Source organism: Candidatus Limnocylindrales bacterium, from assembly GCA_035626395.1.
Classification (GTDB): Bacteria; Desulfobacterota; Binatia; order UBA1149; family CAITLU01; genus DASPNH01.
Map to the genome: position 1 here is coordinate 222,310 of DASPNR010000030.1, position 13,722 is coordinate 236,031.

The following is a 13,722-nucleotide window of genomic DNA, read 5'->3' on the forward strand; positions in this document are numbered from 1 at the left end:
GCTTCGGCCGCGCGCGATCATCGCGCCGCCGTCAACTGCTCGGACACGGCTGCGGCCCGCCGAGCACGCGGTCCGGAGAGAGCGGATCGCACACCGGATGTCCGAGAGCGCGCCGATCCACGGCCGCGCGAATGGCCGCATGCTCGCGCCGGCCGATGGGGTAGGCAAGCGCGATCGCGAAACCGGCGGCGTTGCACGCGCACGGCACGAGCGCGTACAGCGCGACCAGCACGTCGCGCACGTGCGGCGTCTGCTCGGCGTTGGGAACATAGCCGGCCAGGTCGAGAACGTGCAGGCCGACGCCCACGCCGATCGCCGCCGACATCTTGCGCGCCACCGCCCACACGCCCAGATAGCTGCCTTCGCGCCGGCGGCCCGAGAGCAGCTCGTCGTAGTCGATGACGTCCGCCTGCATCGAAGAGGGCAGGGCGATGGTGGCGCCGAAGCCGATGCCCGAGACGAAGACGAGCGCCGCATAGACCGCCGCATCGCCGGGGCCGAGGAAGTAGACACCGGAGAATGCGGCCGTGTTGACGGCGGTGGCGGTCAGCCAGGCGTGCTTCTTGTCGAAGCGCTTCGATACCGCCACCCACATCGGCAGGCAGGCGATGCCGGTGACCAGGTAGAGGAGCATGAAGTAGTCGGCTGACGGCGACTGCAGCACGTACTCGACATAGAACAGCACCAGCGTGGCCGGCAGGTTGCTGCCGAGCGCGGCCACCGCATACGACGACAGCAGGATCAGGAACGGACGGTTGGCCAGCATGTCGCGCCAGGTCGCGCGCAGCCGCTGGCGGCGCGGCGGCTTCGAGTCCTGCCGCTCGCGCACGCTCCATACGCACCACAGACAGGCGGCCACGATGAGCGGTCCGTACGACAGCGCGACCAGGCGGAAACGCGCGGCCTCGGCAGCGGGTCCCGGCGGCATCTGCACGAGAGCGGCGGCGGCGGTGGGCGAGGCGGCCGCGACCAGCGTTCCCAGCAGAAGCGCGCCGTCGCGCAGCGCCAGCAGCGAGGTCCTCTGGTCGTAGTCGTAGGTCAGCTCCGGCCCGAGCGACTCGTAGGGCACCACCACCAGCGTCCACAGCACGAACACCGCGAACAGCCAGATGCCGAACCACCACGGCGCCAGCGCCGGCGAGCCCAGGGGCGGGGTGAACAGCAGATACAGCGCTGCCGCGAGCGGGATGGCCGCACCGATCACGTACGGGCGGCGCCGCCCCCAGCGCGTGCGCGTGGCATCGCTGAGCGCTCCGATCGTCGGGTCGAGCAGGCCGTCGAGCAGGCGCGCGGCCATCAGCAGCGCGCCGAGCGTTCCCACCGGCACGCCGACGACGTCCGTGTAGAACTTGGGAAGGTGGACGTAGACGGGAATGCCGATGGCGGCCAGCGCGAAGGCCGGCGCGGCGTACGCCGCGCGCACCGCTGACGACATCGCTTTCACGGGCGATGGCTAGTAGCACGGCGCGGCCCCCGTGCTAGCAAGGCGAGCGTGCCACGCTCCCGCGCCAGCGCGCCGCCGCAGCGGCCGGCGACTCCGGCTCATGATGACGGCGACATCCTCGTCGGCGTCTCCACCTGTCTTCTCGGCGAGCACGTCCGCTACGACGGCGGCCACAAGCACGACCGCTACGTCACCGGCGTGCTCGGCCGGTACTTCCGGTTGGTCCCGGTGTGTCCGGAAGTCGAAGCCGGCATGGGCGTGCCGCGCGAGCCGGTGCGCCTGGTTCGCGACGGCGGCCGGCTTCGGATGCTCGGCGTGACCAGCGGCTGCGACCACACCCGGCGCATGCAGCTCTACGCCCGCCGCCGCGTCGCCGAGCTCGACGCGATGGGCCTGTCCGGCTACGTCCTGAAGCAGGGCTCGCCTTCCTGCGGCATGAAGCGGGTTCGTGCGTACACGACGGCGGGCGCGCCTTCGGCGCCGTCGAGCGGCCTGTTCGCTGCTGCTCTTCTGGATGCGATGCCGACTCTGCCCCTGGAAGAAGAGGGCCGTCTCGAAGATCCCGGCCTGCGCGAAAACTTCGTCGAACGCGTGTTCGCACACCGTCGCCTGCAGCGGGCGCTCGCCCCGGGTTGGAAGATCGCCGACCTCGTCGAGCTCCATGCGCGCGAAACGCTGCTGCTGGCGTCGCATGGCTCCGCCGCCGAGAAGGAACTGGGGCGGCTCGTTGCCGGAGCGCGCAATATGAACCGCGGTCAGGCGCGGGATCTATACAAACGCTCGTTCATGCGGGCGCTGGCACGGCCGGCGACGCGCGCCCGGCACGTCAAGGTTTTGCAGCATGTTCTCGCGTACTTCGGCGACCGCATCGATGCGCCGGCGCGCCGCGCCGTCGCGAGCGTGATCGAGGACTATCGCCGCGCCCGCGTTCCGCTGCTCGTTCCTCTCGCGATCGTGCGCCATTACGCCGATGTGTGCGGCATCGATTCCCTCGCGCGTCAGACCTATCTCGATCCGCATCCGAAGGAGCTCATGCTTCGCAATCATGTCTGAGCCGTAGCTCACAAAGTGCTTGCTTTGACGATGGCGAAGTTATTATTGGGTGGCCGCCTGGGGGAAGGCGTTTTTCGACTGTCGCCACCGCGCAAGGACCTCGATCCTTCCTTCGCACGCACGAGAAGTGTGCTGCGGGTGGTGGCCCCGAGCTTTCACGACAATTCGTTTCCGGACCGGTAACTCCCCCCTTACCGGACTGGAGCCGGGGAGGTCCTTTCGGGGACCTCCCCGCGCACGATTCTTCGCCGTTGCAGCACCTGTCTCCGCGAAATGGGACTTTGCCCTGGCATGACACCCGACGCCGCTTGCGAACTCGTGGTGATGGCGACAGCCTCGACCCGCACCGATGTATAGATTCCTTCCCGCTCCCGTTCTCGGCGCCCTGACCCTGGCGGCCATCGTCCTCAACACGATCCTGATATCCATTCCCTATTTCAGCGTCGCGATCGTGAAGTTCGTCGTGCCGGTTGCCGCATGGCGGCATTTCTGGACGGTGCCGCTGGTATGGGTGGCCGAGCTGTGGATTCGCATCAACAATCTCATCCTGGATGCGACGCAGCCGACGCAGTGGGATTTTCGCGGCCTGGACGATCCGCGGCTGTCGCGCAAGGGCCGCTATCTGGTCACCAGCAATCACCAGACCTGGGCCGACATTCTGGTGCTGCAGCGCCTGCTCATCGACCACGTTCCGTTTCTGCGCTTCTTCATCAAGCAGGAACTGATCTGGGTCCCGATCCTGGGGCTGGCATGGTGGGCGGCCGACATGCCGTTCATGAAGCGATACTCCAAGGCCAAGCTGGCCAGGCATCCAGAGCTTGCCGGAAAGGACCTCGAGACCACGCGCAAGGCGTGCGAGCACTTCCGCCGCGGGCCGATCTCGATCATGAACTTCATCGAGGGCACGCGCTTCACACGCCAGAAGCACGACGGCCAGGAGTCGCCGTACGTGCATCTGCTCAAGCCCAAGGCCGGCGGCGTGGCGGCGGTCCTGGACGCTCTCTCGGGCGACCTCGGCACCCTGGTCAACGTGACCATCGTCTATCCGGGCGCGCGGCCGAACCTGTGGGACTTCGTGTGCGGCAGGGTTTCCAGGGTGATCTGTGAAACGACCGTCGAGGACATCCCCGCCGATCTCCACGGCCGCGACTACACCGCCGACGACATCCACCGCGAGCGCATGCAGATCTGGATCCGCGAGCTGTGGGCCCGCAAGGACCAGCGCTTCACGCAGCTCGAAGCCGAGTCTGCGGGTTCCCGACCGTCCTCGCGCCGCCAGCGCCGCGCCGCCTGAGCCCGCGTTCCGTTCGACGCCGGTCTCGGCTACAGGCGAGGGCCATGCGACTTTGCCTACGCCGCGCCGGCGCATCGTCCGCCCTCCTTCTCCTCCTGCCGTTGACGCTGCCCATGGCCGTGCTGGCGCAAGTGGAATCGCCGGTCGCCCCCGACACCGGGCGGCAGGCGGCCAAGGAAGCGCACGTCGAGATGCGTCCGAAATGGGAGCTCGGCGTCGGCAGCGTCTTCTACACGCAGCCCGACTACATCGGCTCGGACGAGTATCGCTTCCGCATCATCCCGTTTCCGTGGATCGTCTACCGCGGCGACCGTTTCCGGGCCGACCGCGAGTCGATCCAGACGAAGATCTTCGGCACCGACCGCATCCGCTTCGACATCTCCACCAGCGGCCAGATCGCGGTCGACAGCGACGACAACGACCGCCGCCATGGGATGCCCGACCTGGACTGGATGTTCCAGATCGGCCCGTCGCTGACGATCCATCTCCTGCGCAGCGACGACGGCAACTCGGCGCTCGAGATCGACATCCCGCTGCGCCCCGCCTTCGCCATCGCCTTCGACCACTTCAAGTATGAAGGGCTCGTGGCCAGCCCGCAGATCGAGTACAAGCTCAGCCGCGGCCCCTACCAGTTCACCGGCCAGGCCGGGCTGGAATTCCAGGACAGCGAGTACAACGACTTCTTCTACGGCGTCGATCACCGCTTCGTGACGCCCGACCGGCGCCAGTACGACGGCAAGACCGGCTACGGCGGCGTGCGCGTGGCTGCCGGCGTGGCCCGCTACTTCTTCGACCGCTTCTACGTCGGCGTCTTCACGCGCTACTACAACCTGGAAGGGGCGGCCTTCGAGAACAGCCCGCTGACCGGATCCACGCACGCGTTCGTCGGCGGCGTCGCCCTCGGCGTGGTGCTGACGAAATCGGACGAGATGGTGCCGGTGACGGCGGCCGAGCCCAAGACCAAGGAGCTCGGCAGCCCCGGCACACTGATGCCGGCGCACGACGACACCCTGAGCGAGCCTCCACCCCAGCAATGACGCGCACGGTCCAGCCTTGCCGCCTCTCCGCGCTCGGCATGGTGAGCGCGCTCGGCACGGGTCCGGCCGAAACCTGGCCGCGCCTGATCGCCGGCGACACGTCGCGGCTGGTGCGGCGCGCCGATCTGGTCCCGGAGCAGGAGCTCATCATCGGCATGTGCGCGGAGCCGCTGCCGCCGGTGCCCGAGGGCCTGCGCGAGTTCGACTGCCGCAACAACCGGCTGCTGCTGGCCGCGCTCGACCAGATCGTGCAGCCCATCGTCGGCGCCATTGCCAGGTATGGCCGCGCGCGCGTCGCCGTCGTGGCCGGCACCAGCACCGCCGGCGTAGCCGATGCCGAAGAAGCCATCCGTCACCAGGTTCGCACGGGCAACCTTCCGGAGCGCTTCCGTTACGCGCAGCTCGAGTTCGGCGGCACCTCCGACTTCATCGCGGCCTACCTCGGCACCACCGGTCCGGCCTACACGCTCTCCACCGCATGCTCCTCGGGCGCACGCGCACTTGCCTCGGCGCGCTCGCTGCTGGCGATGGGAATGGCGGATGCGGTCGTGTGCGGCGCCGCCGACACGCTCTGCGGCGTCACCGCCAACGGCTTCAGCTCCCTCGGCGTCGTCGCGCCCGAGCTGACCAACCCCTGCAGCGCCAATCGCCGCGGCCTGACGCTCGGAGAAGCCGCGGCGTTCTTCCTGGTGACGCGCGAGGAGGGCGGCGTGCAGTTGAGCGGCGTCGGCGAATCGAGCGAAGCCCACCACATGTCGTCGCCCGATCCGGAAGGGTCCGGCGCGCGTGCGGCCATGCAAGCCGCTCTGGCCGACGCCGGAGTGTCGGCCGCCGACATTGCCTACCTGAACCTGCACGGCACCGGCACCTCCATCAATGATGCGATGGAATCGCGCGCCGTCTCCGAGGTGCTCGGGCCTTCGGTCCCGGTCAGCTCCACCAAGTCGCTGGTCGGGCACACGCTCGGTGCCGCCGGCGCCATCGAAGCCGCGTTCTGCTGGCAGGTGCTGGATGCGTTCGACGGGGGCGAGCTGGCGCTGCCGCCGCATCGCTGGGACGGCGTGCCCGATCCGGACCTTCCCGCTCTCGATCTGGTCGAGCCGGGCCGGCGCGTGGCCGCCGGCAAGGTCGCGCGCGTGATGACCAACTCCTTCGGCTTCGGCGGCAACAACTGTACGCTCATCCTGGAGCGGCGCGTGGCGTAGATCGGCTCTTCGGGAGCCGGGCGGCAAGGAAGGGGCGGCAAAACATTGGTCGAATTGGTCCTTCAGCATTGGGCGGCGTGGGCGCCGGGGCTGTCCAGCCGCCAGCAGTGGGCGCAGTGGGCGCAGTCGCCGCACCCGCTGACGAGCAAGGAGGTTGCCGACGCCGCCTTCCTTCCGGCCATGCTGCGACGTCGCTGCACTCCGCTCTCGCGCGCGATGCTGGCGGCTGCGTACGGCTGCGCCGAAGCCGTCGATCTCTCCACCGTGCGCAGCGTGTTCGCCTCGCGCCACGGCAGCATCAACGAGTCGGTCCCGCTGTTCCACAACATCGCGCACGGCGAGCGCATGTCGCCGTCCCGCTTCACGCACACCGTGCACAATGCACAGTCGGGCCTGTTCTCCATCGCCGCCGGCAATCGCATGGCTTCCAGCGCGATGTCGGCCCGCGCCGAGACCTTCGCGTGCGGCTTCCTCGAGGCCGCCACGCACCTGCACCGCGAGCCGGCGCGGCCGGTGCTGCTCGTCGTCGGTGACGTGGCGCTGTCGGAGACGTTCGCGCCGCTGGTCGAGGAGCCGGACGCGGCCTATGCGGTGGCGGTGCTGCTGGCCAGCAGTGGCGAGGGCACGGCGCTGAAGTTCGACGTGCGCGGCGAGGACGAAGCGCCGCCGCCGCTGCGGCCCGTGGCCGAGGCCGATGCCGTCGCGCGCGGCTGGCCCGATGCCGCCGAGTTCGTGCGCTGGCTGCATGGCAGCGACGCCGAGCTGGTGCTGCGCGGCAGCGGCCGCAGCTGGCGCTGGCGCCGGTAGCATGTCCGACCGACATCCGCGCGACCGACTGCAGCGTCAGCTGACTCTGTCCGATGCGACGCTGCTGGTGGTCTCCTCCGTCATCGGCGTGGGCATCTTCCTTACGCCAGGCGCCGTGGCCGATGCGCTGCCTCATCCCGCCGCGTTCCTGCTCGCGTGGCTGGTCGGCGGCCTGCTCTCGCTCAGCGGCGCGCTGGCCAATGCCGAGCTCGGAGCCATGTACCCGCATGCCGGCGGCAACTACGTCTATCTTCGCGAGGCGTGGCATCCGGCCGCCGGCTTCGTCGCCGGATGGCTTTCTTTTTTCGTCATCTATGCCGGGACCATCGCCACTCTGGCCGTCGGCTTCGCCGAAGGAATGGCCAACTTCGTCGTGCTCGACGAGACTGGTCGCACGGCGGTAGCCGTGGCGATGACGGCGGCCGCCAGCGCCGTCAACTACCGCGGCGTCAGGCTCGGTGCGACGGTCAACAACGTCACTGCGGTCGCCAAGATCGCCGCGCTGCTGGCGCTGGCGGTCGTGGGGCCTGCTCTCGGCGGCGGCGACGCCGACAATCTCGCGCTGGTGCCGCCCGGCGACGCGAGGGTGTCGCTGGCATCGTTCGGCCTGGCGCTGTCACCGGTGCTCTTCAGCTATCTCGGCTGGAACGCCTCGGTGTTCGTGGCCAGCGAGATTCGCACGCCGGCGCGCAACGTCCCGCGATCGCTGTTCCTCGGGCTCGGCATCTGCATCGGCATCTATCTGCTCGTCAACGTCGCCTATCTGTACGCGCTGCCGATCGAGCAGATGCGAGGGCTGGTGCGATCGGGCGAGGCGGCGGCGCGCGTGCTCTTCGGGGAGGCCGGGGCGGCAATGACGTCGGCCCTCATCCTCGCCTCCATCCTGAGCTGTCTCAATGCGACGATCCTGGTCGGCCCTCGCATCGTCTACGCGATGGCGCTCGACGGCCTGCTGCCCTCGGCCATGTCGCGCGTCCACCCGCGCTATGCCACGCCGCACGTGGCGGTGCTGGCGCAGGCGATCACGGCTATCGTGCTCATCGTCCTGCTTCGCCGCTTCCCCAGCGTTCTCGATTACACCACCTTTGCCATCGTGCTGGCGACGATGGCCGATACGGCGGCGCTGTATGCGCTGCGCAGGAAGCAGCCGCATCACGCGCGGCCCTATCGCGCGTGGGGCTATCCGGTGCTGCCGGCGCTGTATCTGCTCGCCAACGCAGCGGTTGCGGGCGTGATGCTGTGGGGACGGCCGCTCGAGTGCCTGTCGGCACTGGCCGTGGCGTCGACCGCCGTGCCGGCCTACCTGCTCATGCGGCGCCGCAGTGCGCGAGCCTGATCGGCGCGAGTGCATCGACGTCTTCCGGCGAGTCGTGCGTCGAGACGGCCCTCCAGGCATCACCGCACGTTCCGCGCAGCGGCGGCTGCGCCGCGAGCGCATGCGCGGCCGATCGCCTCGCTTCTGCGCGCATGAGCCACGCCTTCGTTCCACAGATGCGGCAGGCGGTGCTCGATCACCGGCAATTCTCGCGCTAGCTATACGGTATGCGCTTTCACGTCTCTCCCCTCCTGCTTCCGATCCCTTCGGCTTTCCTGGCGCTCCTGCTACTGGCCCTCGCGCCCGTCGCCAACGCGCAGCTGCCGGCCACGCATGCGCAGTCGGCGCCGTGCGGCGGCCCGTTCGATGCGTGGCTCGCCGAGTTCCGTGACGAAGCGATCGCCAAGGGAATCAGCTCGCAGACGCTGTCGAAGGCTGCGCCGCTGATGAAGGTCGACCCGGCCGTGCTGGCCAAGGATCGCGGTCAGCAGGTCTTCGCGCAGACGTTCGTCGAGTTCGCCGGGCGCATGGCCGAAGGCTACCGGCTGCCGCAAGGAAAGGAGCGCATCCGCAAGAACGCCGACACGTTCGAGCGCATCGAGCGCCAGTTCGGCGTGCCTGCCGCGGTGATCGTCGCGTTCTGGGCGCTGGAGACGGACTTTGGCGCCAACATGGGCGATGTGCCGACCATTCGCGCGCTGACGACGCTCGCACACGACTGCCGCCGGCCCCAGCTGTTTCGCGAGCAGCTGCTGGCTGCGCTGCGCATCCTGCAGAACGGGGATCTGACGCTCGAGCAGATGAAGGGGCCGTTTGCCGGCGAGCTCGGCCAGCTCCAGTTCCTGCCCACGCACTACTTCGATCATGCCGTCGACTTCGACGGCGACGGCCGCCGAAATCTAATCGGCAGCACGCCCGACGCGCTCGCTTCGGCCGCAAACTACGCCGCCAGCCTGGGCTGGCGGCGCGGCGAGCCATGGCTCGAGGAGGTGCGAGTGCCTGCGGATCTGCCGTGGGAAGAGAGTGGTCTGGACATCGAGCATCCGCGTTCGAGATGGTCGGGCTGGGGCGTGACGCGCGCCGACGGCGGCCGGCTGCCATCCGATGGCCTGCCGGCTTCGCTGCTGCTGCCGATGGGCCGCCACGGCCCGGCGTTCCTGGCCTACCCGAACTTCCGCATCTACCTTCAGTGGAACCAGTCACTCGTGTACGCGACCACTGCCGCCTACCTTGCCACACGCATTGCGCGCGCACCGCGCATGGACACGTCCCGGAAGGTCCCGTCACTGAGCGTCGATCAAATGCGTGCGCTGCAGCAGGAGCTGAAGCGGCGTGGCTACGACGTGGGCAAGATCGACGGCGTGCTCGGTGCGCAGACGCGCATCGCGGTGCGCGACGTCCAGAAGAAGCTCGGCATGCCCGCCGACGCCTACCCTACCACCGAGCTGTTCCAGCGGCTGCGTAGCGAGTGAGAGCCTGCGCTGCGCATCAGTGGATGCGCAGCGCAGGCTCCCCGGCTGTCCCCGTGCGTCCCCTCGGTCAGTCGTCCCAATCGCGGTCGTAGCGATCGTGGTCGCGATACCGGCGCTGCTCGCTACGGTGCCAGCCGCCGTGATCGCGATCGCGTCGCCAGTGATGGGAGTAGGGGCTTCGGTAATAGTGCGTCCGGCGGACCGCGCGTGCCGGAGCGACGTGGTAGACGCCGACCCGGCCGGAGTAGCCGTAGCTGGGATAATACGGATCGTGAACCACGCAGGCAGACACCGCCGTGGATGCGACTAGCGCGGCGATGCCGACGAGAAGGGGTCGCGCTCGCTTCATGGTCATTTGCTCACCTCCCGGGTCGGGTGGTGACGATTTGCCACCTTCCCGGCTGCCGTCTGTGCCTTGGACCCGCCGCCTTCCAGCGATGTTCATGGATGCTGGAACATTGGGCGAGACTGAGTGGCCGGCGGGCGCCGGCGGCGATGGAGGAGCGTGCGCCAATTGCTCAATGCGCCAATAAGGGAAACTTCACGCAGGGCCCTGCCGTCATGTCGCCGGAGGTCCGCGGGCCTGCATCGATGCGTCCGGCGAAGGACCGTAAACCTTTGTATATCAACAGGCTAGGGCTTGCCCGCCACGGACGCTGCGTCGTCCGGATTTTTTTTCATCCGGAACAGTAAATCTCTGGCGCTGCGTCCGCAGCCGGGTACACTACGCGCATGGAAGGTCGCGCATCGCGCGGCCGTCGAGCAGGGAGCAGGCGCCCACGCGCCGGCTCAGGAACGCCTCGCAGCTGGGACTGACCCAGAGCGAGCGGGCGGTAAGAAGGTACGTCCCACCTGGGCCTGCACGGCCCACCGCCGGAACGGAAATTGAAACGCTGGCCTTGGTCCGGGTGTCTCTTGGGGAAGCAACCGGTGTCGAGAGGGAGCGATGCGAAAGCACGAAGGGACATCACGATACGCACATTCGATTGTTCGGCCGATCTCGCAGGCAGTGGCGATGGCGGGCGCGCTGCTGATCGGCACGGCCTCGGCAGCGGCCGCCGAACCAGGCACGGCGCAGGCCGAGACGCAGGACGTGGCCATCTTGCGTGCGCTGCTCGGCGTTGCGCCGCCGCCGGCGGCCGAGCCTGCGCCGGCAGCCGAGCCAGTGGCGCCGGCTCTTCCCGAGCCGGTCATGGCGCGACTGTCCAAGCTGGCGGCCGCACGTCAGACGTCGGCCGAACAGACGCCGCCAGCCGACGGCCAGACGGCTGCAGAGCAGGCCGCACTGGATTCGAGCCTGGCGCAGGCGCAGGCGACCTCCACGCCGGCCGAGGCCGCGCAGGGCACGTCGACGCCGGCCCCGGCGGCGGCCGACGCAGGCGTCGTCGGCACGCCCGGCTTCCAGCTGTCGCGCGCTCTGGCGGCTGCCAAGAATGCGTCCGACCGGCTGCTGGTCGCGGCTCCGTAGCCGCTTCGCGCAGCGGATCGAGGACCGTTGATCGGAGGGACCGGCGGATTGCGCCGGCCCGTATCCTCGTCACCGAGAGGTGCGGTGAGCTTCGGCGCGGCGGGCAAGCTCCTCGCGCATGAGACGCATGTACGCCATTGAGCGGCGGCCGCGCGCAGTTGCCTGCGGTGGAAACACGCGCGCCAGCAATCGATCCAGCGGGCCGCTTCCATAGTAGCGGAACCACGCCTTGCGCCACACGAACTCGAGCGCCACGAACGCTGCCAGCACGCTCCAGAAGATCCATCCGCACCAGGCCTGCCAGGCCTGCTTCCACCCGATGAGCGCCAGCGCGGCGCTGACCGCGGCGCTGATGCCGAAGAGCCACGCCCAAACGACCGTCAGCTTGCGGCAGTAGGGACGGATGAAATCCGGCGCCAGCGGATGCCAGACGCGCGCCGTCCGCTCGATCAGCGATTCCTCCCCTTGCAGGCTGGCCATCATCAGGCGGGCAACGGCGGCATGCACGAGCGCAGGCAGCAGCTGGATCGCCAGCTCGCTGCCGGTCAGCACCGCGATGGCGAGAATTGCCAGCAGCGTGGCGCGCTCATTGGCTGACAGGGAGGCGGTCGCCGGCGCGCCGCGCATCGTGATCGCCGCGACCATCGCCGGCACCAGCATCACCAGTGCGAAGCCGCGCACGCCGAGGCTGTTCAGCGCCCGCCCGCCGGCAACCGAGCTCAGCACGACCATGCCCATCACGGCCAGCAGCCCGATGCCCTGCGCCGGCGTCACGTCGGCCGGCGGCGCGAACATCTGCCGCGCCGTCAGCGGAACGTCGCGGCCGTGGTGCTCGGCGATGTATCGGGCGTGACGGTCGAGCACCTCGCGCCGCGCGTCGTCGATCTCGAAGCGGTCGCCGTCGGGCCCTGCATCGGACGGAACGTCCTCGCCTGCGCGGGCGGCCGCCGATGCGTGGGTGCCGGCGCGATCGCCGTTGCCGCGAGCTTCTGCACGCGGCGCATCGCTGCTGGCGCCATTGCCGCGATCGGAGCTCGAAGCGCTCACGCTCGCCGTACGCTCACAGCATCGGCTGATCGCCGACGAACGCCGTCAGCGGCAGCGGCTGCATGGGCCGGGCCGCCTCGTGGCGGCCGAGCAGCTCCAGCGCGCTGCAGCGCACCGTGTTGAAGATCTGCGCCTGCTTCTCCAGCACGCGCTTGCGCGAGCGGGGAAGGCCCACCTCGCTGATGAAGTCGATGTTCTCCAGTCCGTAGGAGAAGTGGCCGAGGTTCTTGGCGAAGAAGCGCCCGTCCCGCCGCAGCGTACGCGCCACCTCGCAGAAGAGCTCGCCGAAGTTGTTGAGCGCGCTCAGGATCAGCGGCTTCATGCGCAGCTGGCGCTTGAGCCACATCCGGTCGAGGTGCTCGTCGCACATGTACGGCGTCACCCACAGGTTGAAGTAGGAAGCGATGTCGAGGTCCCACTTGACGCGCGACAGCTCGAAGCTGCCCGAGTCGGCATACTGGCCGCGGTACAGCGCCAGCGTCGCCTCGTGCCGAAGCTGCACGAAGTCGTTGTAGAGCATCGTGCGCTCGGCCATCTCCTTGGCCGTGGCGCCGCCCATGTCGCGCGTGATCAGGTCGGTGAGGAAATCGTTCTCGAGCGCGATGAAGTCGGTGCCCGGGCTGTAGAGCGGATCGGCGGAGGTCGCGGCCTCGCCGGTCAGGCCCCAGCGTCCCGTGCTGAAGAACTGGCGCGTGCCATAGGCGATCTGCGTGTAGCTGCCGATGTCGACGGCGGTCGCGCCGCGCAGAAGCGTGCGCACCGCGCCGTGACTGTCCAGGAACGAGCGAAAGCCCTCGATGGTCCGCACCCTCGCGATCTGTTCGGCGCTCAGGCCGACGGCGCCGACGCTGGTGATGCCGCCGCGCAGCGGGATGAACCAGATCCAGTAGCCGGGATACCAGAAGTGCACGGTGGAAAGGCCGCGCACCGAGTGGCGCACGCGCTCGCGAAACGAAGGCGGCCCGTAGCTGTCGATGTCGACGACGTTCTCGAAGCGGCCCCACACCGAGCCGATGCGATGGCCTTCCTCGCGCACCCGCAGGCCCTTGGCGCGCGCGATCAGCTCGGCGCGCCCGCTGGCATCGACGAGCCACCGGGCCGTGTGCTGCTCGGTCCCCGAGCCGCTCTCGACGCTGAAGCGGTGCTCGCCGCCGTCGTCGCGCACGTCGACCGGGCGGGCGACCACGCCGCTTCGCACCTCGATGCCCGCGTCGGCGTTCATGACGGCCAGGTCCTTCTCGATGCGTGCGCGATCGATCTGGAAGGCGGCGTGGAAGGGCAGATTGATCGGCCCGATCTCGCTCAGGCTCTCCAGCGGCGCGTTGCGCTCCTCGTTGTCGAAGAAGTAGCGCAGGCCGTTCTTCGGATAGTGGTGGTCGTACATGTAGCGCAGCAGGCCCTGGCGCCGCACCAGATAGTTGGCACCGATCTCGACGGTGGCCTCTCCGACCTTGAAGCTGGTCTCGGTGGAGCGCTCGAAGACGCCGATGCGCAGGCCCGGCTGCGTGCGCACGAGCTGGCGCGCCAGCATCTGCCCGGCAAAGCCGCCGCCGAGGATGGCAACGTCCCACTTCATCGCT

12 protein-coding genes are annotated in these 13,722 nt (G+C 69.0%); 8 read left to right on the forward strand and 4 right to left on the reverse strand.

Annotated elements, in window-relative coordinates; genetic code table 11:
• Positions 1-31: 31 nt before the first annotated feature.
• The gene (locus VEC57_10415) at positions 32-1,435 is read right to left on the reverse strand and encodes an MFS transporter (protein HYB99530.1); all 1,404 of its coding nucleotides are present in this window, start codon (positions 1,433-1,435) and stop codon (positions 32-34) included.
• 57 nt (positions 1,436-1,492) lie between these two features.
• On the opposite strand from VEC57_10415, the gene VEC57_10420 reads away from it, so the two are divergent.
• From VEC57_10420 to VEC57_10450, 7 genes are all read left to right on the forward strand, one after another.
• Positions 1,493-2,497, forward strand: coding sequence for a DUF523 and DUF1722 domain-containing protein (locus VEC57_10420; protein ID HYB99531.1), 1,005 nt, complete (start codon positions 1,493-1,495; stop codon positions 2,495-2,497).
• A 349-nt stretch (positions 2,498-2,846) separates the two neighbouring features.
• Complete coding sequence (locus VEC57_10425; protein ID HYB99532.1) at positions 2,847-3,791, forward strand: acyltransferase; 945 nt, start codon at positions 2,847-2,849, stop codon at positions 3,789-3,791.
• Positions 3,792-3,835: 44 nt separating this feature from the next.
• The gene (locus VEC57_10430) at positions 3,836-4,828 is read left to right on the forward strand and encodes a MipA/OmpV family protein (GenBank protein ID HYB99533.1); all 993 of its coding nucleotides are present in this window, start codon (positions 3,836-3,838) and stop codon (positions 4,826-4,828) included.
• The gene (locus VEC57_10435; protein HYB99534.1) at positions 4,825-6,033 is read left to right on the forward strand and encodes a beta-ketoacyl-ACP synthase; all 1,209 of its coding nucleotides are present in this window, start codon (positions 4,825-4,827) and stop codon (positions 6,031-6,033) included. The genes VEC57_10430 and VEC57_10435 overlap by 4 nt, the downstream gene beginning before the upstream one ends.
• A gap of 54 nt (positions 6,034-6,087) precedes the next feature.
• Positions 6,088-6,840: a beta-ketoacyl synthase chain length factor gene (locus VEC57_10440; protein ID HYB99535.1), complete on the forward strand. Its 753-nt coding sequence runs from the start codon at positions 6,088-6,090 to the stop codon at positions 6,838-6,840.
• 1 nt (position 6,841) lies between these two features.
• Entirely contained in the window at positions 6,842-8,176 is a 1,335-nt protein-coding gene (locus tag VEC57_10445) for an amino acid permease (GenBank protein ID HYB99536.1), read from the forward strand.
• Between the two features lie 206 nt (positions 8,177-8,382).
• Positions 8,383-9,627: a lytic murein transglycosylase gene (locus VEC57_10450; protein HYB99537.1), complete on the forward strand. Its 1,245-nt coding sequence runs from the start codon at positions 8,383-8,385 to the stop codon at positions 9,625-9,627.
• A 67-nt stretch (positions 9,628-9,694) separates the two neighbouring features.
• Here the strand turns inward: VEC57_10450 and VEC57_10455 are convergent, their stop codons facing one another.
• Positions 9,695-9,982, reverse strand: coding sequence for a hypothetical protein (locus VEC57_10455; GenBank protein ID HYB99538.1), 288 nt, complete (start codon positions 9,980-9,982; stop codon positions 9,695-9,697).
• Positions 9,983-10,642: 660 nt separating this feature from the next.
• On the opposite strand from VEC57_10455, the gene VEC57_10460 reads away from it, so the two are divergent.
• Complete coding sequence (locus tag VEC57_10460) at positions 10,643-11,095, forward strand: hypothetical protein (protein HYB99539.1); 453 nt, start codon at positions 10,643-10,645, stop codon at positions 11,093-11,095.
• A 69-nt stretch (positions 11,096-11,164) separates the two neighbouring features.
• Here VEC57_10460 and VEC57_10465 read toward each other — a convergent pair whose 3' ends face one another.
• Entirely contained in the window at positions 11,165-12,142 is a 978-nt protein-coding gene (locus tag VEC57_10465; GenBank protein HYB99540.1) for a hypothetical protein, read from the reverse strand.
• Positions 12,143-12,155: 13 nt separating this feature from the next.
• Positions 12,156-13,718, reverse strand: a complete 1,563-nt coding sequence (locus VEC57_10470) for an FAD-dependent monooxygenase (protein HYB99541.1) — start codon at positions 13,716-13,718, stop codon at positions 12,156-12,158.
• Positions 13,719-13,722: the final 4 nt, after the last annotated feature.

What these genes read in the sequence shown, in the direction of transcription:
- VEC57_10425 (HYB99532.1), top strand. Translation starts at nt 2,847, where the DNA reads ATGTATAGATTCCTTCCCGCTCCCGTTCTCGGCGCCCTGACCCTGGCG.
- VEC57_10430 (HYB99533.1), top strand. Translation starts at nt 3,836, where the DNA reads ATGCGACTTTGCCTACGCCGCGCCGGCGCATCGTCCGCCCTCCTTCTC.
- VEC57_10445 (HYB99536.1), top strand. Translation starts at nt 6,842, where the DNA reads ATGTCCGACCGACATCCGCGCGACCGACTGCAGCGTCAGCTGACTCTG.
- VEC57_10415 (HYB99530.1), bottom strand. Translation starts at nt 1,435, where the DNA reads ATGTCGTCAGCGGTGCGCGCGGCGTACGCCGCGCCGGCCTTCGCGCTG.
- VEC57_10435 (HYB99534.1), top strand. Translation starts at nt 4,825, where the DNA reads ATGACGCGCACGGTCCAGCCTTGCCGCCTCTCCGCGCTCGGCATGGTG.
- VEC57_10460 (HYB99539.1), top strand. Translation starts at nt 10,643, where the DNA reads ATGGCGGGCGCGCTGCTGATCGGCACGGCCTCGGCAGCGGCCGCCGAA.
- VEC57_10450 (HYB99537.1), top strand. Translation starts at nt 8,383, where the DNA reads ATGCGCTTTCACGTCTCTCCCCTCCTGCTTCCGATCCCTTCGGCTTTC.
- VEC57_10455 (HYB99538.1), bottom strand. Translation starts at nt 9,982, where the DNA reads ATGACCATGAAGCGAGCGCGACCCCTTCTCGTCGGCATCGCCGCGCTA.
- VEC57_10470 (HYB99541.1), bottom strand. Translation starts at nt 13,718, where the DNA reads ATGAAGTGGGACGTTGCCATCCTCGGCGGCGGCTTTGCCGGGCAGATG.